Source organism: Micromonospora cabrerizensis, from assembly GCF_022230955.1.
GTDB lineage: Bacteria > Actinomycetota > Actinomycetes > Mycobacteriales > Micromonosporaceae > Micromonospora > Micromonospora cabrerizensis.
In genome coordinates, this window is record NZ_JAKKFI010000121.1 from 1 (window position 1) to 23,570 (window position 23,570).

At 67.8% G+C, this 23,570-nt stretch carries 21 protein-coding genes, 1 tRNA gene and 1 pseudogene; 12 read left to right on the forward strand and 11 right to left on the reverse strand.

Annotated elements, in window-relative coordinates:
• Window positions 1-565: RICIN domain-containing protein (locus tag LADH09A_RS30125; RefSeq protein ID WP_238649052.1), on the forward strand; the 565-nt coding region annotated here is incomplete at its 5' end.
• 195 nt (window positions 566-760) lie between these two features.
• Here the strand turns inward: LADH09A_RS30125 and LADH09A_RS30130 are convergent.
• Window positions 761-1,897 carry a substrate-binding domain-containing protein gene (locus LADH09A_RS30130; RefSeq protein WP_238649053.1) on the reverse strand — a complete coding sequence of 379 codons (1,137 nt, stop codon included), beginning with the start codon at window positions 1,895-1,897 and terminating at the stop codon, window positions 761-763.
• Window positions 1,894-2,082, reverse strand: coding sequence for a hypothetical protein (locus tag LADH09A_RS30135; RefSeq protein WP_238649054.1), 189 nt, complete (start codon window positions 2,080-2,082; stop codon window positions 1,894-1,896). The genes LADH09A_RS30130 and LADH09A_RS30135 overlap by 4 nt, the downstream gene beginning before the upstream one ends.
• Before the next feature lie 342 nt (window positions 2,083-2,424).
• On the opposite strand from LADH09A_RS30135, the gene LADH09A_RS30140 reads away from it, so the two are divergent.
• From LADH09A_RS30140 to LADH09A_RS30180, 9 genes are all read left to right on the forward strand, one after another.
• Entirely contained in the window at window positions 2,425-4,473 is a 2,049-nt protein-coding gene (locus LADH09A_RS30140) for a DUF2264 domain-containing protein (protein ID WP_274530391.1), read from the forward strand.
• Window positions 4,470-5,774, forward strand: coding sequence for an ABC transporter substrate-binding protein (locus LADH09A_RS30145; protein ID WP_238649056.1), 1,305 nt, complete (start codon window positions 4,470-4,472; stop codon window positions 5,772-5,774). Before LADH09A_RS30140 ends, LADH09A_RS30145 begins: the two co-directional genes overlap by 4 nt.
• Before the next feature lie 116 nt (window positions 5,775-5,890).
• Window positions 5,891-6,754 (forward strand): carbohydrate ABC transporter permease, encoded by an 864-nt coding sequence (locus LADH09A_RS30150; protein WP_238649057.1) that lies wholly within the window; start codon window positions 5,891-5,893, stop codon window positions 6,752-6,754.
• A complete protein-coding gene (locus LADH09A_RS30155; protein WP_238649059.1) occupies window positions 6,754-7,650 on the forward strand; it encodes a carbohydrate ABC transporter permease in 897 nt (298 codons plus the stop codon). The genes LADH09A_RS30150 and LADH09A_RS30155 overlap by 1 nt, the downstream gene beginning before the upstream one ends.
• Window positions 7,651-7,655: 5 nt before the next feature.
• Window positions 7,656-8,333, forward strand: a complete 678-nt coding sequence (locus LADH09A_RS30160) for a hypothetical protein (protein ID WP_238649061.1) — start codon at window positions 7,656-7,658, stop codon at window positions 8,331-8,333.
• 88 nt (window positions 8,334-8,421) lie between these two features.
• Window positions 8,422-9,606, forward strand: coding sequence for a glycoside hydrolase family 88 protein (locus LADH09A_RS30165; protein ID WP_238649063.1), 1,185 nt, complete (start codon window positions 8,422-8,424; stop codon window positions 9,604-9,606).
• Window positions 9,607-9,640: 34 nt separating this feature from the next.
• On the forward strand, window positions 9,641-10,465 hold the full coding sequence (iolB, locus tag LADH09A_RS30170) for a 5-deoxy-glucuronate isomerase (protein WP_238649065.1): 825 nt from the start codon (window positions 9,641-9,643) through the stop codon (window positions 10,463-10,465).
• A 2-nt stretch (window positions 10,466-10,467) separates the two neighbouring features.
• The gene (kduD, locus tag LADH09A_RS30175) at window positions 10,468-11,232 is read left to right on the forward strand and encodes a 2-dehydro-3-deoxy-D-gluconate 5-dehydrogenase KduD (protein WP_238649080.1); all 765 of its coding nucleotides are present in this window, start codon (window positions 10,468-10,470) and stop codon (window positions 11,230-11,232) included.
• Between the two features lie 13 nt (window positions 11,233-11,245).
• Window positions 11,246-12,337 carry a substrate-binding domain-containing protein gene (locus LADH09A_RS30180; protein WP_238649066.1) on the forward strand — a complete coding sequence of 364 codons (1,092 nt, stop codon included), beginning with the start codon at window positions 11,246-11,248 and terminating at the stop codon, window positions 12,335-12,337.
• A 378-nt stretch (window positions 12,338-12,715) separates the two neighbouring features.
• Here the strand turns inward: LADH09A_RS30180 and LADH09A_RS30185 are convergent, their stop codons facing one another.
• Window positions 12,716-13,198 (reverse strand): YxiG-like protein, encoded by a 483-nt coding sequence (locus LADH09A_RS30185; protein ID WP_238649068.1) that lies wholly within the window; start codon window positions 13,196-13,198, stop codon window positions 12,716-12,718.
• Between the two features lie 258 nt (window positions 13,199-13,456).
• On the opposite strand from LADH09A_RS30185, the pseudogene LADH09A_RS30190 reads away from it, so the two are divergent.
• A pseudogene (locus LADH09A_RS30190) lies at window positions 13,457-14,297 on the forward strand (site-specific integrase).
• Window positions 14,298-14,957: 660 nt separating this feature from the next.
• Here the strand turns inward: LADH09A_RS30190 and LADH09A_RS30195 are convergent.
• Together LADH09A_RS30195 and LADH09A_RS30200 are read right to left on the reverse strand one after the other, a co-directional pair.
• A complete protein-coding gene (locus LADH09A_RS30195; protein WP_238649070.1) occupies window positions 14,958-15,185 on the reverse strand; it encodes a hypothetical protein in 228 nt (75 codons plus the stop codon).
• Between the two features lie 226 nt (window positions 15,186-15,411).
• Window positions 15,412-15,840, reverse strand: a complete 429-nt coding sequence (locus LADH09A_RS30200; RefSeq protein ID WP_238649071.1) for a hypothetical protein — start codon at window positions 15,838-15,840, stop codon at window positions 15,412-15,414.
• 18 nt (window positions 15,841-15,858) lie between these two features.
• On the opposite strand from LADH09A_RS30200, the gene LADH09A_RS30205 reads away from it, so the two are divergent.
• Window positions 15,859-17,736 (forward strand): FG-GAP repeat domain-containing protein, encoded by a 1,878-nt coding sequence (locus LADH09A_RS30205; protein WP_238649072.1) that lies wholly within the window; start codon window positions 15,859-15,861, stop codon window positions 17,734-17,736.
• 494 nt (window positions 17,737-18,230) lie between these two features.
• Here the strand turns inward: LADH09A_RS30205 and LADH09A_RS30210 are convergent.
• The 6 genes from LADH09A_RS30210 to LADH09A_RS30235 form a co-directional block, all read right to left on the reverse strand.
• Window positions 18,231-18,304, reverse strand: a tRNA-Pro gene (locus LADH09A_RS30210).
• A gap of 196 nt (window positions 18,305-18,500) precedes the next feature.
• On the reverse strand, window positions 18,501-19,913 hold the full coding sequence (der, locus tag LADH09A_RS30215) for a ribosome biogenesis GTPase Der (RefSeq protein WP_372492383.1): 1,413 nt from the start codon (window positions 19,911-19,913) through the stop codon (window positions 18,501-18,503).
• Window positions 19,914-19,962: 49 nt separating this feature from the next.
• The gene (cmk, locus tag LADH09A_RS30220; RefSeq protein ID WP_238649073.1) at window positions 19,963-20,643 is read right to left on the reverse strand and encodes a (d)CMP kinase; all 681 of its coding nucleotides are present in this window, start codon (window positions 20,641-20,643) and stop codon (window positions 19,963-19,965) included.
• Window positions 20,644-20,837: 194 nt separating this feature from the next.
• Window positions 20,838-21,608 (reverse strand): pseudouridine synthase, encoded by a 771-nt coding sequence (locus LADH09A_RS30225; RefSeq protein ID WP_179778442.1) that lies wholly within the window; start codon window positions 21,606-21,608, stop codon window positions 20,838-20,840.
• Window positions 21,595-22,587, reverse strand: a complete 993-nt coding sequence (scpB, locus tag LADH09A_RS30230) for an SMC-Scp complex subunit ScpB (RefSeq protein ID WP_238649074.1) — start codon at window positions 22,585-22,587, stop codon at window positions 21,595-21,597. The genes LADH09A_RS30225 and scpB overlap by 14 nt, the downstream gene beginning before the upstream one ends.
• Window positions 22,580-23,560 (reverse strand): segregation and condensation protein A, encoded by a 981-nt coding sequence (locus LADH09A_RS30235; RefSeq protein ID WP_372492384.1) that lies wholly within the window; start codon window positions 23,558-23,560, stop codon window positions 22,580-22,582. Before LADH09A_RS30235 ends, scpB begins: the two co-directional genes overlap by 8 nt.
• Between the last annotated feature and the right edge of the window lie 10 nt (window positions 23,561-23,570).

A 23,570-nucleotide genomic window follows, 5' to 3' on the forward strand; every position in this document is an offset into this window, starting at 1 on the left:
CTACGACTGGTACTCGATGTTCTCCCTCACCGGCAGCAACACCAACCTCAACCTGACCATCCGCAACACCACCGGCGCCGACCGGATCCGCTACGCCTGGGGCGACACCATCGGCGGCGACCCCACCACGCCCCCACCCACGACGGGCACGTTCTACCGCATCACCGTGCGGCACAGCGGCAAGACCATGGACGTCCAATCACCCAACACCAACAACGGCACGCTCGTCGGCCAGTACACCTACAGCGGCAACGCCTGGCAACAATGGCAGTTCCAGGACGCCGGCAGCGGCTACTGGCAGATCATCAGCCGGCACAGCGGAAAGTGCCTCGACGTGGTGAGCGCCTCCACCGCCGACGGCGCCGAACTCGTCCAATACACCTGCGGCACCAGCACCAACCAACAATTCCAGATCGTCACCAACGCCAGCTACTTCCAACTGCGCGCACGCCACAGCGGCAAGTGCGTGGACGTACCAGCGGCATCGACCGCGGACGGCGTGGTACTCAAGCAATATCCCTGCAACACCGGCACCAACCAACAGTGGTCCCGCACGGCCGTCTGACGATCGTCACCACGGTCTGAGGGTACGGCGCACACCCGGGTACCGAGCATGAGCTCGGTACCCGGGGTGTGCACCGTACCTCCGCGGTACCGGGCAGCCCGGTTGTCCGTTGCCGGCCGGCTGGAACGGCTGATCCAGGCCGCACTGCCGAGCATGGCGCCGATCAGGTTTGGCGGCCCTGACGCCCGTGGCCCATCACGCCCACGGCGGTGCGGTCGACTCGCGTACGCGCAGGGACGGGCTGATCACGACCCGGTGCGCGGGACGCTCGGGGTCGGTGAGCCGGTCGGCGACGAGTCGCACGGCGGCGCGGCCAATGGAACGCCGCGGCGGCCGGACCGCGGTCAGCGGTGGGCTGAACAGCTCGGCAACCTCGTCGTCGTACGCCACAATGGACAGGTCGCCGGGCACGGTCAGGTGCCGCTCCTCGCAGTGCTGCACCAACGCGATCGCCTCAGGGTCGGCATGCACCAGCAGCGCGGTGGTGCCGGTCACCTGGCACTGGCGCAGGACGGCGTCGAGCGCGGTGTCGCGCTCCGGCGCGCGGGCGTCAGGCACCGCGGCCGCGACTGTGGCGTTCGGGTCCAGGCCGCACTCCGCCGTGGCGTCAAGCCAGCCGCGCCTCACATGCCGGCTGGTGGGGCTGTTGGCGGCGACCACGAGACCGACCTTGCGGTGCCCGAGGGAGGTTAGATGCCTCACCGCCATGGCCGCGCCGAGCGCATGGTCGGTGACCACCGATTCCATCACAGCGTGATGGCTACCCACCGTGGCCGTGCGTTCCAGCAGCACGATGGGGAAGCCGAGTTGATCGAGCCACTCAATCGTCCGCCCCGAGGTGGGCGCGTCCATCCGCGGGGCGATGATCAGGCCGTCGACGGCCATCCGTTCCACGAGTCGGGCGAGCTGGGGTTTGTCGTCCTCCGTGTCGTATGAGGAGCCGCGCAGCACCACGCGCATGTCGAGCTCGCGCGCGGCCTCCTCAGCGCCGCGGGCCACATCCGGCCAGTAGTAGTCCATCGAAGGCACCAGCATGCCGAGGGTGCGCCCGCCGAGCGAATCGAGGCCGGCGCCGGTCGCTTCGTCGGTGATCGGAGGGTCGTCCGGCGTGATCAGTGCAACCCCACCGTGAACCCGGCTGACCAGGCCTTCAGCAGCGAGCTGCGCGATGTCTCGGCGGATGGTGACCGGTGCGGCGCCGAGTGCCTGGGACAGGTCGGAGATGCGCATCGCCCCGTCGCGTTGCAACGCCTCGAGCAGTTGCTGGCGGCGGGCGACCTGCAGCGGCCCTCGAGCCTCCGCCGTACCGGCGGCGGGATTGTCCTTGGTCATGGGGCACCTCCGAGGAACGCTTCGTGCGGCGGAAGCTCCTCCATGGAGAGGACGAGCGCGCCGCGTGGGCCGAACGCGGTGACGAGGGCCAGCTCGGGGGACGTGAGCAGCCCTTCGAGCCGGGCGACACCGACATCCGGCCAGGTGGCGGCGAGTGGGCCGGTATACCGGTCAGCAGCGGCCATGACTCCTCGCATGTAGAGCGGTTCTGAGCGAACATGACCGTATCAGATCGTTTTTCGTCGTTGGAGGGGACGGCTGTTACCAGATTCGCGATGACGTAATAGGACATAACTGTGTATAGACGGTCGTCATGCGGCCAAGCATGGATCTCACCGGTCAACACGTGGGGATCGGACTGTGCTTTTTTGATCTGGTCTGCTCATCCAAGTTCAGTAAGAGCATTGACTTGTTCTGTTGTGAGCGTTTAACTTCGGAAACCTCGTTGTTGCCTGCGCGTCACGTACGGGCAACGCACCGCTCCGACGCGCTCTTGGAGGCGGATCGATGCGACAGGACCGCGGATGATGGTTGGCGGAGCCGGTGCTCCTGGGTCCGAGCCAGACTGGGCTGCCCGCGCCGCCAAGACCTGGAGTCGAGATGACTGGTTGGCGCTGGCTGACCGAATGCTCGCTGCCGTCCGGCCGTTCGCGTCACCCGGCCACGCTCTGGTTGTCGTTCCTGGCCGGCAAGGGGGCTACGGACGGGCCGTCGACGGCCTGGAAGGGTTCGCCCGAACGTTCCTGCTGGCCGGCTTCCGTATTGCCGGTGCGGACGGAGTGGGTGTCGACGAGTTGGCCGACCGCTACGCGGCGGGAATCTCGGCCGGTACCGACCCGAGAAGTACCGACCGCTGGGTGCGGTTGGATGAGCACCCCCAGGCGAAGGTGGAGGCCGCCTCCCTTGCGCTCGTCCTCGACCTGACCCGTCCGTGGATCTGGGACCGACTCTCATCCGAGGTGCGGGAGCGGGTGGTGGACTACCTGACCCCGGCGGTCGGCGATGCCACCTACCCGCGGATCAACTGGGTCTGGTTCCGGCTGATCGTGCAGACTTTCCTACGCTCGGTGGGCGGGCCGCACTCGCTGGACGAGATGGCGGAGGACCTGGCCACCCATGACGGTTTCGCTCGCGCGGACGGCTGGATGTCCGATGGGCCCGAGCGCGCCTACGACCATTACGTGGGCTGGGCGCTGCACGTCTATCCGACGCTGTGGGCCCGGATGGCCGGCGCGGAGGATCTGGCGGCGGGACGCCGCGATCGGGATCTGGCCGGCCTCGACCGGTACCTGCGTGACGCGGTCGCCCTCGTGGGCTCGGACGGGTCACCGCTGGTGCAGGGCCGCAGCCTGATCTACCGGTTCGCGGCCGCAGCGCCCTTCTGGGTCGGCGCGATCGCGGGGGTGCCGTCGGTCAGTCTTGGCCAGCTGCGCCGCGCGGCCACCAGCATCGTGCGCCACTTCGTCGACCACGGCGCATTCGATGATCGCGGTCTGCTCACCATGGGCTGGCACGGCCCGTGGCCGCGGTTGGCCCAGGCCTACTCTGGGCCCGGCTCGCCGTACTGGGCCAGCAAGGGGTTACTCGGCATCGCCCTGCCTGCCGACCACCCCGTGTGGAGGGTGCCGGAGGAGCCGCTGCCTGTCGAGGAGCGGGACGCCGTCCGGGCCATTCGGGCGCCGGGTTGGCTGGTCTCGGCCACCTGCGCCGACGGCATCGTCCGGGTGATCAACCACGGCACCGACCACACGGTCGAGGGCAGTTCCGTCGGTGACTCACCGCTCTACGCCCGGCTCGGCTACTCCACCACGACCAGCCCGGTGCTCGACGAGAGCGGCTGGGTCAACCCCCTCGACCAGTCCGTCGCCCTCGTCGACAGAAGGGGCAGCGCTACGCATCGTGCCGGTATGCGTCTGCTGACGGTGCATGTCGACGGCGATGGCGTGGGCGTGGCTGGTTCGCGCGCCCTCGCCCACTGGGTGGATCCGGACCCGGGCCACCGTGACCACGGCGGTGGCCGCGCTGGCACGTTCCGGCCGGCCGGGAGCCTCACGGTGTACTCGCTGGTCCACGGGCCCTGGGAACTGCGCTTGGTCCGTGTCGATGATCTCGCCGACGACGTTGACGCCGCCGGGATGCGCCTGCGGATCGGTGGCTGGGCCGTTGCCAGCGATGCGACGGCAGCCTTCGGCGGCGGTGCGGTCAGCCTGACCGGCGCGGGTTTGACGAGTCGACTCGAAGGCGTGCACGGCGGTGGTGCGGCCGGTGCCACGTCCGTTCCTGATGGCGGGCCGTTGGCCGGCGGGCTGGTGGTGCCCTGGGTGGACCACCCGGTTCAGCCCGGTGCGTGGGTCGTCGTCCTCACCGAGCTGTCCAGAGACCTCGCGGTCAGGGTCAGGCAGGGGTGCCAGGTCGTGCTGGGCGAGGACGCCGGCAGTTTTCATGCTTCGGTCGTCTGGCCGGACGGGACGAGCACCATGACCCGACTGGACCTTGAACGGGCCGATTCCGCAGTCCAGCGAGCAGGTAGCAGTCCGGGCCCCGTCGGGGCCTCTGATCTAAGGAGCAAGGGATGAAGCGCACAATACTGGCCACCGTCAGCGCCGCGACGGCGCTGACACTCGTCCTCGCCGGCTGTGGCGGCGAGGACGAGCCGGCCGACCCCAATGCCCCGGTGACGATCAGCCTGGCTGGCTGGAGCCTGTCGTCCACGCCTGAGTTCAAGGCGCTCGCCGACGGCTTCAAGGCGACCCACCCGAACGTGACGGTGGAGCTCAAGGAGTACGCCCCGGGTAACGACTACGACACCCAGATGATCACGGACCTGGCTGCCGGCACCGCCCCGGACGTCTACGTCATGAAGAACCTCAAGAACTTCTACACGTACCAGAGCGGTGGTCAGCTGCTCGATGTCTCCGACGTCACCTCCGGTCTCGGCTCGGTCCCGGCGCTCGCGTCGTACCAGGTGGATGGCAAGGCCTACGCGGTGCCGTACCGGCAGGACTCGTGGGTGTTGTTCTACAACAAGGACCTGTTCGCGAAGGCGAAGGTGGCACCGCCGGACGGCAGCTGGACCTGGGACGACTACACCGACGCGACGAAGCGACTGCACACCGGGCTGAAGGGGGCCGGCTCGAACGCGACCGGCGCGTACCAGCACACCTTCCAGTCGACCGTGCAGGGATTCGCGCTCGCGCAGACTCCCAACGCGGACCTGCTTGCCGGGGACTTCGGCTACCTGAAGCCGTACTACGAGCGGTCACTGGACCTGCAGACGGCCGGCGCGCAGCCGACCTTCGGCACCGCGAAGACCAACAAACTCACCTACCAGGCACAGTTCGGCAAGCAGCAGTCGGCGATGCTGCTGATGGGCACCTGGTACGTGGCCACGCTGCTCAACCAGCGACAGAGCGGTGACGCCGACAAGTTCCAGTGGGGGATCGCCCCGGCGCCGCAGTTCGACAAGTCCACCACCGGCACCTCCGCCACACCGGTCACCTTCGGTGACCCGACCGGCTTGGGGATCAACCCGAAGATCAGCAAGTCCAAGACCGCCGCGGCCAAGGCCTTCCTCCAGTACGCGGCCGGCCCGGAGGCTGGTAAGGCGCTGGCTGGGATCGGCATCACGCCAGCCCAGGTCACCGACGCGGCCACCGCGACGCTGTTCGGGCTGGACGGCGTACCGCAGGACGACCTGTCGAAGTTCGCCTACGCCAAGCACACCATCAGGCCGGAGAACCCGGTGTCGAAGCACACCGCCGGCCTGCAAAACCTCCTCAACGAGACGCATTCGGCGATCCTCTCCGACAGCAAGGGCCTCGACGCGGAGCTGAGCAAGGCGCAGGACCGCGCCAAGAACGAAGTCCTCAACCAGTGAGCTGATGGCGGGACCGGCGCGCCTGAGCCGCACGCCGGTCCCGCCGCCATGCTGAACGCTTCCGGAGACTCCCTATGGCAACATTGCCGCGCACGAGACCCAGGAACCGGCGGCTGGTGTCGCGCAACACGGTCGCCGGCTGGTCGTTCATTCTTCCCAACTTCCTCGGCTTCGCCGCGCTCACCCTGCTACCCGTCGTCGTGCTGTTCTACGTGGCGTTCACCAACTGGAACGTCTTCGGGGTGGCCGAGTGGACCGGCACCGCGAACTTCCGGCGGATGTGGGACGACTCGAGCTTCTGGACCGCACTGCGCAACACCGTCTACTACGCCGTCTTCCACATCCCGCTGACCCTCGCGGCAGCACTCGGGCTGGCGCTACTGCTCAACCGAAAACTGCGCGGCGTACGGTTCTTCCGTACCATCGCCTTCTTCCCCTACATCACCTCGATCGTGGCGATCGCGGTCGTCTGGAACCAGCTGTTCAGCCCGGAGTACGGCCCGATCAACGCTCTTCTCGGTGCCGTCGGGGTGGACAGTCCGCCGGGCTGGACCGCGTCGGCGACCTGGTCGATGCCGGCGGTCATCATCGTCGGCACGTGGCGGTACATGGGCTACTACATGCTGCTGTTCCTGGCCGGCCTGCAGACCATCCCGGCCCAGCTCTACGAGGCGGCCGAGACCGACGGCGCCTCACCGTGGCAGCGGTTCGTGCACGTGACCCTCCCCGGGTTACGAACCACGACCTTCTTCGTCACGGTGCTGCTCACCATCGAAAGCTTCAAGGTCTTCGACCTCATCCTCGTGATGACCGGCGGCGGACCGGGCCAGTCGACACTTGTGCTCTCGCAGTACATCTACCAGAAGGGCTTCGAGGAGAACCAGTTCGGCTACGCCTCGGCGGTCTCCATCGTCCTGTTCGGCATCTGCTTCGGCATCACGGTCATCCAGTTCATGGTCAACAAGCGGAGGAACAGCTGATGACCGCGACCGACCTCTCCCTGCCCGTCCCGGCCGTCGCCGCGCCCGGCAACCACGGAACGTCCGCCCGACGTGTCCGGTCCCGGGCGTGGCGGCTCCTCGGGTACGCCGCTCTCGTGCTCGCGGCGGCCGGGCTGCTGCTGCCGTTCCTCTGGATGGTGGTGGCGTCGTTGAAGACCAACAACGACGTCTTCACCATCCCGATCACCTGGCTCCCCGATCCGGTGGTGTGGCGAAACTACGTCGACATCTGGCAGCGCTCGGACATGACGACATGGCTGTGGAACACCCTGCTGCTGTCGGTGATCGTCACCTTCCTGCAGGTGTTCACCGGCAGCTTCGCGGCCTACGGCTTCGCCCGGGTCCGCTTCCCCGGCCGCAACCTGCTCTTCCTGGCGTACGTCGGGACGATCGCAGTGCCCTGGCAGTCGTACATGATCCCGCAGTTCATCCTCATGTCGAAGCTGCACCTGTCGAACACGCTGTGGTCGATCGTCGCGATACAGGCGTTCGGCGCGATCGGCGTGTTCCTGATGAAGCAGTTCTACGAGACGATCCCCGAGGAACTCAGCGAAGCGGCGCGGGTCGACGGGCTCAGCGAGTACGGCATCTACCGACGGATCATTCTGCCGTTGTCCCGGCCGGCGCTTGCCAGCCTGGCCCTGCTGACGTTCACGACCACCTGGAACGACTACCTCGGCCCGCTCGTCTACCTGCGCAGTCCGGAGCTGCGCACCATCCAGTTGGGGCTGAACACCTTCATCTCCCAGTACAACGCCGAGTACGCGCTGATCATGACGGGCTCGGTGCTGTCAGTACTGCCCGTCGCCGTCATCTTCCTGCTCGGCCAGCGCTACTTCATCGAGGGCGTCGCCTCGACCGGACTGAAGGGTTGAGGCCCATGCGTACGCGCCACCACACCATCACCGCCGTCTTCGACGGGATCTACGCCGCACTCGCCACCAACCTGCTGCTGGTGCTCAGTTGCCTGCCACTGGTGACGCTCGCGTTCACCACCGACGCGGCGCGCTCCTGGCCCCTGTACGCGCTGACCGCCCCGCTCTGCGCGCCCGGGCTCTGCGCGGCGTTCGCGGTCATGTCCGACTACTCGTCCGGGGGGGCCCGTAGCCTGCTACGCACGTTCGGCGGCACCTGGCGGGCCACCGCCCGCCCGGCCATCCTCTGGACTGCCGCAGCCACCGCGGTCCTGGTCGTCCTCGGCGTCGACGCGTACGCGTTATGGGGCCATCAGGTTGGCGCGCTCACGCTGCCGATCCTCGCCGTGCTCACCGTGCTCACCGCCGCCACCGCGCTGCTCGGCCTGGTGACCATCGCCGAGCGGCCCGCCGCGCGGCTGCGCGACGTGGCCCGTGTGTGCACGTACCTGGCGGTGCGCCGTTGGTACCTCACCGCCGCGTCACTGCTGGTCCTGGCGCTGCTGGCGCAGCTCTTCGTGGCCCGTCCCGCGATAGCGCTCGGCGTCGCGGCGGCGCCGCTGCTGTACGTCGTGTGGTCCAACAGCCGGTACAGCCTGCGGGCGGCGCTCGACCCACCGACGGCCGCGGCCCGGAGCACCTGATCGCCTCCACCCTCCCGGCGAACGAGCCGGGACGCCGACGAAACACCTGCCCGGCACCGGTCCGGACACACGAGGGAGAAGACCATCCATGACGGCGACCAACGTCCGTCCCAGCCCAGACGCCGAAGCGATGGCGGCCGCGGTGACCGCCGCGATACGTACCGTCGAGGCGAACATCGACACCTTCGGCACGCGGTACCCGGCGGACACCACCGTCGCCAACCGCTACCCGCTACGACCACCGACCGCAGGCCAGCCCGAGGGCGCCAACGTCGGCTGGACGACCAGCTTCTGGCCCGGGATGTTGTGGCTCGCCCACGACCTGACCGGCGACGAACACCACCTGCGAGCAGCCCTGGCACATGTCGACAGCTTCGCCGACCGGGTGCACGGTGGCATCGACCTGGATACCCACGACCTCGGTTTCCTGTACACCCTCGCCTGCGTCACGCCGGCCCGGCGCACCGGCGACCGGCGCGCCCGGGCGGCCGCCCTGGCCGCCGCCGACCACCTGATGACCCGCTTCCTCGAACCGGCCGGCATCATCCAGGCATGGGGCGACCTGGCCGACCCCCGCCAACGTGGCCGCACCATCATCGACAGCCTGATGAACACTCCGCTGCTCTACTGGGCCAGCCAGACCACCGGCGACGGCCGTTACGCTGCGGCCGCCCGCCGGCACACCGCCCAGCTGCGCGAGCACATTCTGCGTCCGGACGGCACCACCTTCCACACCTTCTACTGGGACCCGGAGACCGGCGTGCCGCTGCGCGGCGAGACCGAACAGGGTCACGGGGATGACACCTGCTGGGCCCGGGGACAGGCATGGGGCATCTACGGCTTCACCCTGAACCACCGGTACACCGGTGACCCCACGCTGCTGGCCGCCGCCTCGACCTGCGCGGACCACCTTCTCGCACGGTTGCCGGCCGACCACGTCGCCTACTGGGACCTGGAGTTCAGCGACGGCAGCGACCAGGAGCGCGACAGCTCCGCTGCCGCGATCGCCGCCTGCGGCTTGGCCGAGCTCGCTGACAGCGTCGCCGACCCGGCGCGTGCGATGGGCTACCGAGATGCGGCCCACCGGATCCTGCGCTCCCTGGTGGACAACTACGCCAGCGACGGCCACCCGGCCTCGAACGCGCTCCTCCTGCACGGCGTCTACGACAAGCCCAAGGGCGTCGGCGTCGACGAGGGCAACCTCTGGGGCGACTACTTCTACCTGGAGGCCCTCACCCGCGCCACCACCCGCGGCTGGACCAGTCCCTGGTGACCCGCACCATCCATACGGATTCAGGAAGGCGATCATGAATTACCGGTACCACTGCGTCCTCCCCGCCGCCGACGGCCACAACACGCTGCCCTTCAATCCCTGCCGGCTACTGGACTTCACCCTGCTGAAGCTGTCGGCCGGCCAGTCCTGGACCGGCGGGTCCGATGACCGGGAGATCCTCGCGGTCATTCTCGGCGGCACCGCGAACCTCACCGTCGCCGACCACCACTTCCCGCAGGTCGGCCAGCGTGGCGACGTCTTCTCCGGCAAGCCGCACTCGGTGTACATCCCGGCAGGCTCCACCATCATCGTGGAGGCGGTCACCGACGTGGAGATCGCCCTGCCCAGCGCCCCCAGCGACCTGACCACCGCCCCGTACGTCATCGCACCGGAGCAGGTCGCCAGTGGGCGCTGGGGAGCGGCCAACTTCGGCCGGAACTACCACCAGATACTCACCGAGATCAGCCAACCGGACCTGCCCGCCCGCCGGCTCATCGTCGGCGAGACCTACACGCCGTCCGGAAACTGGAGCACCTACCCGCCGCACCGGCACCGGGTCGACGACCTGCCCGCCGAGGCGGCGCACGAGGAGATGTACTACTACCGGGTCAACCCGCCGAACGGGTTCGGCATCAGCCGGGTCTACACCGACGACGGATACGAGGAAAACGTCACCATCCGGGATCACGTGATGCAGATGATGCCGGAGGGTTACCACACCGTGGTCAGCGCACCCGGCTACACCACGTACTTCCTGTGGTTCCTGGCCGGCACCCAGCGCACCCAGGGCGCCCGCGAGGACGCCGACCTGGCCTGGGTCGGCCAGACCGTCCCGACCCTGCGCAACCTGGGGCTGTGACGATGGTCTTGGACGCCTTCCGCCTCGACGGGCGGGTCGCCCTCGTCACCGGCGCGAACCGCGGCATCGGTCAGGCCGTCGCGACCGCGCTGGCCCAGGCCGGTGCCGACATCGCCCTGCTGGGCCGCACCGACCCCGCCGAAACGATCGCCGCGGTGGAGAAGCTCGGCCGGCGGGTCCTCGATGTACCTGGCGACCTCGCCACCGCCGGGCCAGACGAACTCGCCGGCGCCGTCGAGACGGCCGCTGCCGAACTCGGCCGTCTCGACATTCTGGTGAACAACGCCGGCATCATTCGTCGCGCGGCCGCTGTCACCCACTCAGCGGAGGACTGGACGGCCGTGCTGCGCGTCGACCTCGACGCGGTATTCCACCTGTGTCAAGCGGCCGGCCGGATCATGCTCGACCAGGGGCACGGAAAAATCGTCAACACAGCGTCGATGCTGTCGTACCAGGGCGGTATCCGGGTGCCGTCCTACACTGCCGCGAAGCACGCCGTCGTCGGACTCACCCGGGCGTTGGCCAACGAATGGGCCGCACACGGCGTCAACGTCAACGCGATCGCGCCTGGCTACATCGCGACCGACAACACCGCAGCCCTGGGCGCCGACCCAGATCGGGAACGTGCCATCCGCGACCGCATTCCGGCCGGCCGCTGGGGTACCCCCGACGATCTCATGGGTGCCGCCGTCTTCCTCGCCTCCGACGCCGCCCGGTACGTGCACGGGGCCGTCCTTCCGGTGGACGGAGGCTGGCTCGCCCGTTAGGAGCACACGCATCGTGGAAACAGGTCGGTTGTTCAGCGCACAGCGGCAGGAGCGCCTGCTCGCCGAACTACGCGGACAAGGCGCGGTACGGGTTCGCGACCTCGCCCGCGAGTTCGGCGTCAGCGAGCTCACCATCCGACGCGACATCACCGCCCTTGCCGAACAGGGCCTTGTGTCGAAGGTCCACGGCGGCGCCACGCTGCCATCGCAGAGCAACGCCGTCAACCAGCGCCGACAACCCCCCCTCCGCTTCGCCGTCGGCATGGTCGTGCCCTCGCTCGACTGCTATTGGCCGCCTGTCGTGGCCGGTGCGCGGGCTGCCGCTGCCGCACTCGGTGTCAGCATCCAACTGCGCGGTTCGAGCTACGACCCCGACGAGGACCGCCGCCAGATGCGCCGTCTCGTCGAGGCGCAACAGGTCCAGGGTCTGTTGCTGGCACCGAGCTTGGACGGCGACGACGCCGACGAGATCCTCGAATGGATCGGACACCTGCAGGTCCCGACCATCCTCGTCGAACGCCAGCCACGCCGGTGGACGCCGTCCACGCGGCATATCGAGTGGGTGCGCAGCGATCACTATCTCGGCCTCGAGATCGCCATTTACCACCTCCGACGGCAAGGACACCGTCGAATCGGACTCGTCGTCGCGGGGGGCAGCCCAACTTCGGTCCACCTGCGCCACGCCTGGCGGACCGCGGCCGCCGACCCCACGTTGTCCGGCGTCCTCGCCATCGAGGCAACTGTCATGGCGCCCGGAGAGCGGGACGTCATCGACGGCGTTCTCCAGAACTGTCGACTTGCCAAGGTCACCGCTTTGATTGTTCACAGTGACCTGCACGCCATCGCGATCACCCAGGTCTGCACCGAGATGGGCATCGCCATCCCTGGCGATCTCGCGCTCGTGTCCTATGAAGACGAGATCGCTCACCTGGCCGATCCCTCGATCACTGCGGTCCGCCCGCCGAAGAGTCACGTCGGCCACCTTGCCGTCGAACTGATGGTCTCCCGCCTGCTACACGGTGTACGCCGGCCGCCACACCGGGTTCTCCTCGCCCCAGACCTCGTCGTCCGCGGTTCGTCGCTGTCTTTCACACAACGGCCATGAATACGAAGCTCGATGAAGATGGGGTTAGCTCAGAAGAAGGTCGTGCATTCGGTCGGGGTGCAACGCCAGTACACGGGCACTGCCGGCAGGATCGAGAATGCGCAGGTCGGGTGTTCTGCGGTGATGCCGGGCCGATCTTGGTCCCCAGAACGGCGAAAGGGCCGACCCGATTTCCGGATCAGCCCTTGACCTGCGTCGGGACGGCCGGATTCGACCCGACGACCCCTTGACCCCCAGCCAACCAACACGGGGCTTTTGCCTGCCATTTCACGGGCGTTGAACTGCTGGAACCGTCCCTCAGTGTCCCTGCTCGTCCGCCGGCGTCCGTCCCGATCGTCACTCAGTTAGTCACCCCGGGCGAGTTGCAGGATCCTTGCATCAGTCGTCCTCGGTGACTGTGAAGGGTGCATAGCCCTCCTTCACCTCCGTCACGTCAAGGTCGCTGAAGACGAGAGTGACGGCCTGAGCGTTCATCTTGAAGCGAACCTCGTGAAAGGGAATGCCGATCTTGTCAGCCCACGACTGGGCACGCTCGGAGTCTGCCACCACCTCCGCACCTGGGTAGAGCGGCTGCCAGCGCACCGCCCACACAAAGCCGTCCAGGTCCGGACCGATCTTCCGGTCGGTCAGTCGCTCATCGAGCGAGCAACGCCAGGTCTCGGGACTCACCGCCGTTTGCACCTCGGCGGCGACGCAGTACTTGAAGAGGTAGCGGAGGTGGACGGGTGGGACGCCGGTACGCGGTTCTGCGGTGACGTAGACGATGAGTTCGTAATCGCGGATGTAGTCGGTGTACCCGTGATGCACGATCGCGCCGTCGAAGATGTCATCCAACGCCTGGCTGAGCTGCGCGGTCTCCATGCCCCGTTCTTACCACCCGTCGGAACGCTGCCCTGGCGGGGACGGTCGAGCACTGTCAGCTTGGGAATCGGGTGAGTCGACGGCCACCGGCCTGGTGCCCCCTGGTCGTTGAAGCATGAGCGACTCGACGGACCGCCGCTGGCCGATGTTGACCGCTGCATCGGGCACGGATCGGGCACGAGCTCAGGTGAGGCTAAGGCTCGAAAGCCTACGCCGCGATACGGTGAATGATCGACTGAAATCGGTCCGATTGGCGGCATGACCTCCCACATCATCAGCGACCTTGGCGCGAGGAAGCTGCGGGATCTCAGCGCGACCGATGTTGATCGCTGGCTCATGGGCAAAGCCCAACGACTGAGCACCCGCACCCTGCGGCTCCTGCACTCGCTGCTCAGCCGCGCGGTCAATCGAACCATGGCGCGAGACAGGGTCAAGCGCAACGTCGTGGCACTCTGCGAAGTGCCGACAGGTCACGGCGGCCGTCCCTCGAAGTCGCTGACGCTCGACCATGCCCAAGGCGCTTCTGATCGCTGCCGAGAGCAGCTCGTTGCACGCCTACATCGTCGTCTCGCTGCTGACCGGCGCTCGCACCGAGGAACTGCGAGCCCTCACCTGGTCACACGTCGACCTCGCCGGCAAGCCGGACAACTATCCCCCGGTGCCGCCATCCATTCAGGTCTGGCGCTCGGTCCGCGCCGATGGAGACACCAAGACCAAGAAGTCACGTTGCACCCTGGCTCTGCCGGCTCGGTGCGTCACCGAGCTCACCACCCACCACGAGCGCCGGGGCCAGTATGCCGCTGACCGTCTCGTTTTCGCCTCTACCGCCGGTACGGCCCTCGACCGGCACAACGTGCTTCGGGCCTTCCGCCCCGTCGTCGCCAAAGCGGGCCTCGACCCGCGCGACTGGACGCCCCGCGAACTGCGGCACAGCTTCGTGTCCCTACTGTCAGACAGCGGCATGAGCCTCGAACAGATCGCGGACCTCTGCGGCCACTCCGGTACGACGGTCACCGAGAGCGTCTACCGGCACCAACTACGGCCGGTGCTCCTGGGCGGCGTAGTCGCCATGGACCGGATCTTCGACGCTGAGGCGTAGTCACTCAGTTAGTCACGCAGGTACGACAAAGGGGCCGTCTCGATCTTCCGAGATGGCCCCTCACCTGCGTCGGGACGGCCGGATTCGAACCGACGACCCCTTGACCCCCAGTTTTACAACGATTCTGTCACGCCATGCCAGGATAGACTGAAACGTCCTTAGAAACGGATAAAAACGACGCAGTGAAGTGCCGTTACATGCCGTGGCTCACCGCCTCATCCGCCTGTCGCGATCGCCTCCGTTACCGGGGTCGTTACCGCGGATCGTCAAGTGCCTCCCATGCCAGCTAGTTCGGACGAACTACTGTCTTGTACGACCATCGACCGGCTCCCCCAGCCATCGATCAGCGAACCGAATAGGCCCAGCGAGACTGGGCGCGCGGTGTCGCACGACCGTTGCCCTGCGCTGGATCCAGTCCTGCCACTGGCGCCAACCGGCTATCGTCAGCGTGCGCTCGAGCCCGCGGCCGCCTTCGACAGCTTTGATCCGCGGAAAGTACCCGATTAGCAACCACTGGCCCGGCTTCAGGTCGGCGGCCTTGACCCACTCCTTGAGGTCGGTTACCCAGAACGGGTGACCGTCGGTGGCGATTACCGAACCCGAGGCGTCGCCCTTGGCGCCGTCGGTGTCGACCGTGACCTCGACTAGGTCCTTGTAGCCCTAGCCGACGATGAGCCCGACAACCTCGCGGGCCTCGGTCTTGCCCGTCTCCGGGTCGGAGGCGAGGACCTTGTCTCCGAGCGCGATGTCTTCGATCGCCTTGGTGGAGCCGTCGCCCATCACCACCCGGGTGTCGGGGGTGAAGCTGTTGCCGATCTTGCAAGAGCCGCCGGCTGTCTCCGCGACGTCGTCGCCCTGTTTCGCCGCGGTCGCCGCCGCCTCATCCACCGAATGCCTCGACGTGCGACCGGGCAGCCTGCCATTTCTCAGCTTAGCCCTTACCTTAGTGCCCCATCCACTTATCGGATGGGGCACTAAGAGCCTGCGGGATCACCAGCGCACCTGTGCGTGCAATTGAATGACCCCCCAGGCTCTTAGCCAGGAATCATCACCTTAGCGGCTAGCCCGCACCGTTCAGACACGCCGAGCAACGCCGCCATCCCGCTCGACCTCTTTATTCACTCCTTTCATCACTCAATGCGAAGAATCGGATATCACCCAGGGCATCTTCAACCTCACCAACCAGCACGCCAGAGTCGGAAAGAGAGTTCAAGAGTTCAACCAGGAATACAGGAACAATCCCGTGGGTTCTTGCGAGGTGCCCGCAACAAATCACTCCCAGCCTCTTAAGGTTCGGGTCTGCAGCCGTAGATACAACTCCAGCAATAATCCCGGCGGCAAGTTCCACATTCGGCTCGTTTAAGGTCAACGCAAGTAGCGCATCTGCGGCCACCCCGGGGGGCCTGCCGCCACTCATTTCGAGCACGACGGCAGCTCGCCATTTGTCCAGGTCCGATACACTCATACTGGGCGCCCCTTTATCAACCATCCCGTTCCTCGTAAGGGCCTTTACGGCATCCTGCATGCCCTTGTCGCTCTGCATATCACTCCATGATCTGACATGCCCATGGAACCTGTTATTTGTTCCGCCACACGCGCATGGAATAGTATCAGTCTGATCGAATATGACGATCTGCTGATTCTCCACGTCGGCCCCAACGCGCCGACTAGAGGTAGCCTTGATCTGCACAGAATTATCAAGCGCCCCTTGCCCATTCTTGGGCGCAGCACTGTTAGGTCCGCGAGAGGACCCACGCGCTTCCTTGAGATGTTTCGCGCCTTCCTTGTCTACATGATAGATATTTTTGCCGCAGTTGTGTACAAGAACCGGGGTTTCGCCGGCCACGACGTGGTACGTGTGGATGCCGTCGACAGTGAGGTTGTGGACTCGGCGTTGTTGGGTGAAGGGTCGTACGGCCTCGACCTGCACCAGAGCGGCCCAGGCGTGGTCAGTGTCCGAACCTGGGACGGCGTCAACCCGTCGACGTCATTGGACAGCGACTTCAGCTTCTTCGCTACCTCTCCGGGTGTGCACCAGAGCCGGAGCGACGCCAACGCCGACCGCCACGGAGACGTCATCGGTCGAACCGCTGCTGGCGACGTCTGCCTCTACATCGGCGACGGCGCCGGGAACTTCCTCGACGGCGTCCAATGCTCCCTGAAGATCGACAGCAATCGGGCTGGCTGGCTGCACGTCGTTCGACCTGGCGACTGGGATGGCGACGGTTGGAACGACCTTGTGGTCGTCGAGGCCGACGGTGACCTGGTTTATCACAGCGGCATGGGGGCCGGGAGCTTCTACCCCAACGCCGAACCGGTGACCAGTTGGGACGCGGACGGCAACCAGGTGCCTGCCACCGGCTGGAACCAGTACAACCTCGTGGTGGCACCCGGAGACTGGGATGGCGACGGCGCACCCGATCTGATCGCTCGCAAGACCACCGGTGAAATCGTTCTGCACCGCGGCAACGGTTACGGCGGTTGGGCCGACGACTCCCGCCCGGTCCGGCTGGGCTGGGGCATCTGGCAGGGCTTCGATTCCATCGTCGCCCCTGGTGACGTGGATGGTGACGGGAAGCCAGACCTGTTCGCCCGGAAGTCCACCGGCGAGCTGACCCTGTTCCGCGGCAACGGCAAGGCCGGATTCGCCAGCGTCGGCGGGGCCAAGTACAAGGTCTGGCAGGCCGGGGTCAACGTCCGCCAACCGAGCACCACCTGCGACCCCGCTCCCGCTGTTGCCAAGTGCCCGACGATCATCGACAACCTCGCCACCACCGAACAGTTCACGCCCATCTGCACCAGGCAGGGCGAGTACGTCGGCGGAAACCCGTACTGGGTGAAGGTGACCACGCCACGCGGCAAGACCGGCTGGATCTCGGCCTACTACGCCGACTACAGCGAGAACCAACTGCCGGACGTACCGAACTGCACGAAGCCGACCAGCAGCACCTACACCGTCTGGAGCGACGGGGTCAACGTCACGGCTACCAACGCCGCCTGTGAGGCGGCCCCGAGCACGACCAACTGCACCACCGTGGTCGACACACTCAACACCGGATCAATGTTCACGCCGATTTGCCAGCGACCTGGGCAACTCGTCGTGGGCAGCTCGTACTGGGTGTACGGCATCAGCTCCAACGGCCAAACCGGCTGGATGGCGAGCTGGTGGATGGATTATCCGGACAACCGAATCCCGTTCCTCGCCATCTGCGGCAACTACAACGGAACGGCCGCCGGCACGGGCTGGAACGTCTACACCAACGCACTGTTCTCCCCCGGAGACATGAACGACGACGGAAAGAACGACCTGCTCGGCATCAAGGCGAACGGCGACCTGCACGTCTACTACGGCAACGGGAACGGCTCCACGCTCTTCACCAACCCCTCCGGCGGCACCAGGATCGGCACCGGCTGGGGAGGCTTCAACAAGTTGTTCTGATCAAGTGACGACCAAGGGGCCCGCTCATCCGAGCGGGCCCCTTGGTCGTAGTCGTAGTGCCCTGCCGCCGCTCGCTCAACGAGGAGGGCGTCCTCATGCCGACGGCGGATCAGCTACCCGACGGCATGGCGGCGGTGCCCAAGTGTGAGCAGGCAGAAGAACTCCTTCCGGCAGCCGCACGTCCCGGCCTGACATCACGGGGCACGTCTTCCCAAGCAGATCCGGCTCGGCTCGAGGGCTAGACATCCTGCTCGACCGCACCGCCTCGGATCGTCGCCCTAACCAACGAACCTCTGAATCGGCAGCGCTTAACGCGGAATCAAGAGACCAAAATGCCGCTCCATCCAGAACGTGGATGAAACGGCAGGTCAGAGCGCTCTACAGCGCGCACGCCAGCGTACAACCGTCCATCCGGTTACCGCCAACAAAGATCATCCGTTACCGGATGTTACCGCCGATACCTGGGATGATCTTCATCTCCCCAGGTCAATCGGTCGGGACGGCCGGATTCGAACCGACGACCCCTTGACCCCCAGTCAAGTGCGCTACCAAGCTGCGCCACGTCCCGCCCTCGCGAGGTTTCCCACCGCGACAGCCGCTAAAGCTTAGCGCAGCAGCCCCGGCCCGTTCGCACAGGCCCCACCCGAGTCGCGAGGCAACCGAACCACCGCACACCCCCTAAAGCGTCCTAGGAGGGTGGGTTAAGAGGAATGCCGGACGGGCGAGGACCGCCCATCCGGCATCTCAGAACAGAACAGAACAGGTCAGCCGTGCGCCTTGCCCCGGCCGCCGGGGCCGAGCTTCTTGCGCGGGCGGACCGAGATCTCGATGGGGCTGCCCTCGTACCCGAACTCCTCGCGGAGCTTGCGCTCGACGAAGCGCTGGTATCCGGCGTCCAGCGGGCCGGTGGTGAAGAGCACGAACCGCGGCGGTGCCACGCCTGCCTGCGTGGCGAACAGGATCCGCGGCGCCCGTCCACCACGTACCGGGTGGGGGGTGGCCTGCACCAGCGCGGTCAGCCACTGGTTGAGGTGCGCGGTCGGTACTCGGGTTTCCCAGCTGGCCAGGGCCTTGTTCAGGGCCGGGGCCAGCTTGTCCACGGCACGGCCGGTCATCGCGGACAGGTTCAGGCGGATCGCCCAGGGGATGCGGCGCAGCTCCCGGTCGATCTCCTTGTCCAGGTAGTACCGACGGTCGGCGTCGACCAGGTCCCACTTGTTGAACGCGATGACCAGCGCCCGGCCCGATTCGGTCACCATCGACAGGATCCGCTGGTCCTGCTCGCTGATCGGCTCGCTGGAGTCCAGCAGCACCACGGCCACCTCGGCGGCCTCGATGGCGCCGGCGGTACGCAGGCTGGCGTAGTACTCGGTGCCGCTGGCCTTGCCGACCCGCTTGCGCAGCCCGGCCGTGTCGACCAACTGCCAGGTCTGACCGCCGATCTCGACCAGGCTGTCCACCGGGTCCACAGTGGTGCCGGCGACGGAGTCGACAACGGCCCGTTCCTCGCCGGAGAACCGGTTGAGCAGGCTGGACTTGCCCACGTTCGGGCGCCCGACCAGCGCCACCCGGCGCGGTCCGCGCGGTCGGTTCTCCACGATCGCCGGGGCTTCCGGCAGCGCGGCGAGGATGGCGTCCAGCAGGTCGCCGGAGCCTCGCCCGTGCAGCGCGGAGACCGGGAACGGCTCACCGAGGCCGAGCGACCACAGCGAGGTCGCCTCCATCTCGATGGAGGTGTTGTCGGCCTTGTTGGCCACCAGGATCACCGGCTTGGCGCTGCGCCGCAGCATCTTCACCGCGGCCTCGTCCACGTCGGTGGAGCCGACCATCGAGTCGACCACGAAGAGGACCACGTCGGCGGTGACGACCGCCGTCTCGGCCTGCGCCGCGATGGCCGCGGCGCGGTCCTTCGCGTCCGGCTCCCAGCCGCCGGTGTCCACCACGGTGAACGCCCGGCCGTTCCACTGCGCGTCGTACGGCACCCGGTCCCGGGTCACACCGGGAACGTCCTCGACGACCGCCTGGCGGCGGCCGATGATCCGGTTGACCAGAGTGGACTTACCCACGTTGGGGCGGCCGACCACGGCCACCACCGGCTGCGGGCCGCTCGGTTCCTCGACGGCGACGTCGGGCTCCCGCAGCTCGACCCAGCCCGCACCCTCGCTACGCTCGCTCACGCCGCTCCTCCACTGCGCTCCGGACCGACCTGAGACACCACCGCGCTACTCATGCCACACCCCGCTCGGTGAGCAGGTCACGCAGTCGCGCCACGACCTCGTCGATGCCCAGCTCGGTGGTGTCCAGCACCACCGCGTCGGGCGCCTGCGCCAGCGGGTTGACCTTGCGGGTCGAGTCGAGCCGGTCCCGGCGCGCCAGGTCGGCGGCGGTGGCCGCCACGTCGGCGGCGTCCTCGGCGCTGCGCCGGGCGGCACGGGCCGCCTCGGAGGCGGTCAGGAACACCTTCAGGTCGGCGTCCGGCGCCACGACCGAGCCGATGTCACGACCCTCGACCACCATCCGACCAGCGTTGGCGATCATCTCGCGTTGGCGGGCGACCAGCAGCTCGCGGACCGCGGGGACCGCGGCGACGGCGGAGACCGCCCCGGTCACCTCCGGGCCCCGGATGTCGGCGTCCACGCCGACCCCGTCGACGGTCACGGCGTACCCCTGCGGGTGGGTGCCGATGTGCAGCTTGACCTCGCCGGCGACCTTGGCCACCGACGCGGTGTCGGTGAGGTCCACGCCGGAGCGCAGCACGGCCCACGTGATCGCCCGGTACATCGCCCCGGTGTCGAGGTAGCGCGCACCGATGCTGACGGCCAGCCGCCGCGACACGGTGGACTTACCCGAACCGGACGGCCCGTCCACAGCGACCACACATCGCTCGGCCCGTACGTTTTTCTCCACCGTGTCCTCCTCAGCCCGTACCTCACGGATCGCCCGGTGATCTGGCGCCGCAAGCGGTTGTCCATCGTCATCAATCATGCCCGGGCCCCTGGGGGACCCGCGCGCGACGCCGCCGGAGGCGACCCACGCCACCCCCAGCGGCCGCGTCTCGGCCGTTGCGGAGCCTACCGGCTGCCGTACCCCGGATTCCGGGGTCAGTCACCCACCGCGTTGAACAGGGCGGCGACCTCCGCGTTGGTCAACCGCCGGATCCGCCCGGTGCGCAGGTCACCCAGCCGGATCGGTCCGATCGAGGTACGCACCAACCGGGTGACCGGGTGGCCGACCTCCTCCATCAGCCGCCGGACGATGTGCTTGCGGCCCTCGTGCAGGCTCAGCTCCACCTGGGCGCTTTTGCCCAGGGTGTCCACCACCTTGAACGAGTCGACCTTGACCGGCCCGTCCTCCAGCTCGACGCCGGCCAGCAGCCGCTTGCTCAGGTTGCGCGGGATCGGCCCGACCACCTCGGCGAGGTAGGTCTTCAGTACCTGGTACGACGGGTGCATGAGCTTGTGCGCGAGGGTGCCGTCGTTGGTGAGCAGCAGCAGGCCCTCGCTGTCCGCGTCGAGCCGCCCGACGTGGTAGACCCGCTGCTCCAGCCGGGCGCCGATGAAGTCGGACAGCTCGTTGCGTCCCTTTTCGTCCGCCATGGTGGTGACCACCCCGCGCGGCTTGTTCATCGCCACGTAGACCAGGCGCACGTCGACCTGGAGGCGCTCGCCGTCCACGTGGATCACGGCGGTGGCCGGGTCGACCTTGTCGCCGAGCTTGGCGACCCGCCCGTCCACGGTGACCCGGCGGCGGAAGATCAGGTCCTCGCAGGCACGCCGGGAACCCACGCCGGCGGCGGCCAGCACCTTCTGCAGGCGCTCAGCCCCCTCGAAGACAGGGGCGTCGGGTTTGGGGGAACGGTTATCGGGTCGCATCAGCAAGCTCTTCTACGTCGTCGGGCAGGAAGGGTGCGAGGGGCGGCAGCTCGTCAACGGTGTTCAGCCCGAGCTTCTCCAGGAACAGCGTGGTGGTCTTGTACAGGAACGCCCCGCTGTCCGTTTCGGTGCCGCACTCCTCGACGAGGCCGCGGGTGACCAGCGTACGGATGACCCCGTCGCAGTTCACACCCCGGATGGCTGAGATTCGCGAACGGGTCACCGGCTGCTTGTAGGCGACCACGGCGAGCGTCTCCAACGCCGCCTGGGTCAGCCGTACGGACTGCCCGTCCAACACGAACCGCTCGACGTACGTAGCGTATTCCGGCCGGGTGTACAGCCGCCACCCGCCGGCCGCCCGACGCAGCTCGAACCCGTGCCCGGCGGCGGTGTAACCGGCGGCGATCTCGTCGAGCATCGGCCCGACCCGTTCGGCGGGCTGCTCCAGCACCTGGGCCAGGACCAGCTCGCTGACCGGCTCGTCGACCACCAGCAGGATCGCCTCCAGGGCGCCACGCAGCTCGGTGTCGGACAACTCCGGGGCGGGCTCCGGCGTGGCCGTCACCCGCCGCCGCCCCGCCGCCTGCCGCCGGGGTACGTCCCCGGCCCCACCGGACTCCCCCGCCGAGCCCTCCCCGACCACGACCGGGACCGGCTCAACCGGCGCAGGCTCAACCGGCGCAGGCTCAACCGGCGCAGGCTCGACCGGCGCAGGCTCGACCGCAGCTGGCTCGACCGCAGCTGGCTCGACCGCAGCTGAGCCTGGTCCACCCGGGTCCACCTCCGCCGCACCCGATGTGATCGGGCCCGGCAGGGACGGTTCCGCCGGAAGGTCCTCGGTGTCAGCTTCGGGAGGTTCGGCCGAGTCATCCGGTGGCGTGGCGGTGCTGGCGGGGGCGGGTGGACGCGGTCGTTCCCACGGGGGCACCCAGGCGGCGGCCTGGTCGGCCAGCGAGTCCCGGCGTTCCTCGTCACTCATCGCGCTCATCCTCCGTCGTTCCCGTCCCGTCCGGCCCGTCGGACTCGCCCGGCAACTCCGGTGCCTTCGCTTCCCCGGTCTGCGCCACCGGCTCCGGGTCGGCCGGGCTGCCCGCGTACTCGTCGACGTGCACCTCGGTGTCACCGTCGGCCGGGCCGGTCCAGCGCACGGTCAGCTCCTCCAGGGCCTGCTCCTGCACGAAGGACACCAGGCCCTCCCGGTACAGCTCCAGCAGCGCGAGGAACCGCGCCACCACCTCCAGGGTCGCCTCGCAGTCGGCGCAGAGCAGGGAGAACGTGGCCGTGCCGGCCCGGCGTAGCCGGGTGGCGAGGATCGCCGCGTGTTCTCGGACACTGACCCGGACCATGTGCACGTGGGCGATGGAGACCTCCGGCACCGGTTTCGGGGTCATCGCCCGCACGGCCAGTTTCAGCAGCCGTTGCGGGCCGATGCCGAGCACCAGGTCGGGCAGCGCGTCGGCGTAGCGGGCCTCCAGGCTGACCGCCCGCGGGTATCGCCGGCCGCCGACCGCCTCCAACTCGGCGATGTACGCCGCCGCCTCCTTGTACGCCTTGTACTGCAGCAGCCGGGCGAAGAGCAGGTCCCGGGCCTCCAGCAACGCGAGGTCGGCCTCGTCCTCCACCTCGGCGGAGGGCAGCAGCCGGGCCGCCTTCAGGTCGAGCAGGGTCGCGGCGATCAACAGGAACTCGCTGGCCTCGTCCAGGTCCCAGTTGTCGCCCATGGCCCGGATGTAGGCGATGAACTCGTCGGTGACCGTGTGCAGGGCCACCTCGGTGACGTCGAGCTTGTGCTTGCCGATGAGTTGCAGCAGCAGGTCGAACGGGCCGGTGAAGTTGGCCAGCCGCACCGTGAAGCCGGTCGCGGCCGGGTCGGCAGCCGGGTCGGCGGGCGGCACACCATCGACCACCGCCGCGGCAGCGGCCTCGGGCGGGTCAAGGGGTGGCGCGGTCACCGCACGACCG

Coding starts and splice junctions, on each gene's coding strand:
- LADH09A_RS30130 (WP_238649053.1), bottom strand. CDS start 1,897: ATGACCAAGGACAATCCCGCCGCCGGTACGGCGGAGGCTCGAGGGCCG.
- LADH09A_RS30135 (WP_238649054.1), bottom strand. CDS start 2,082: ATGGCCGCTGCTGACCGGTATACCGGCCCACTCGCCGCCACCTGGCCG.
- LADH09A_RS30140 (WP_274530391.1), top strand. CDS start 2,425: ATGGTTGGCGGAGCCGGTGCTCCTGGGTCCGAGCCAGACTGGGCTGCC.
- LADH09A_RS30145 (WP_238649056.1), top strand. CDS start 4,470: ATGAAGCGCACAATACTGGCCACCGTCAGCGCCGCGACGGCGCTGACA.
- LADH09A_RS30155 (WP_238649059.1), top strand. CDS start 6,754: ATGACCGCGACCGACCTCTCCCTGCCCGTCCCGGCCGTCGCCGCGCCC.
- LADH09A_RS30160 (WP_238649061.1), top strand. CDS start 7,656: ATGCGTACGCGCCACCACACCATCACCGCCGTCTTCGACGGGATCTAC.
- LADH09A_RS30165 (WP_238649063.1), top strand. CDS start 8,422: ATGACGGCGACCAACGTCCGTCCCAGCCCAGACGCCGAAGCGATGGCG.
- iolB (WP_238649065.1), top strand. CDS start 9,641: ATGAATTACCGGTACCACTGCGTCCTCCCCGCCGCCGACGGCCACAAC.
- kduD (WP_238649080.1), top strand. CDS start 10,468: ATGGTCTTGGACGCCTTCCGCCTCGACGGGCGGGTCGCCCTCGTCACC.
- LADH09A_RS30185 (WP_238649068.1), bottom strand. CDS start 13,198: ATGGAGACCGCGCAGCTCAGCCAGGCGTTGGATGACATCTTCGACGGC.
- LADH09A_RS30200 (WP_238649071.1), bottom strand. CDS start 15,840: ATGCAGAGCGACAAGGGCATGCAGGATGCCGTAAAGGCCCTTACGAGG.
- LADH09A_RS30205 (WP_238649072.1), top strand. CDS start 15,859: ATGCCCATGGAACCTGTTATTTGTTCCGCCACACGCGCATGGAATAGT.
- LADH09A_RS30225 (WP_179778442.1), bottom strand. CDS start 21,608: ATGCGACCCGATAACCGTTCCCCCAAACCCGACGCCCCTGTCTTCGAG.
- scpB (WP_238649074.1), bottom strand. CDS start 22,587: ATGAGTGACGAGGAACGCCGGGACTCGCTGGCCGACCAGGCCGCCGCC.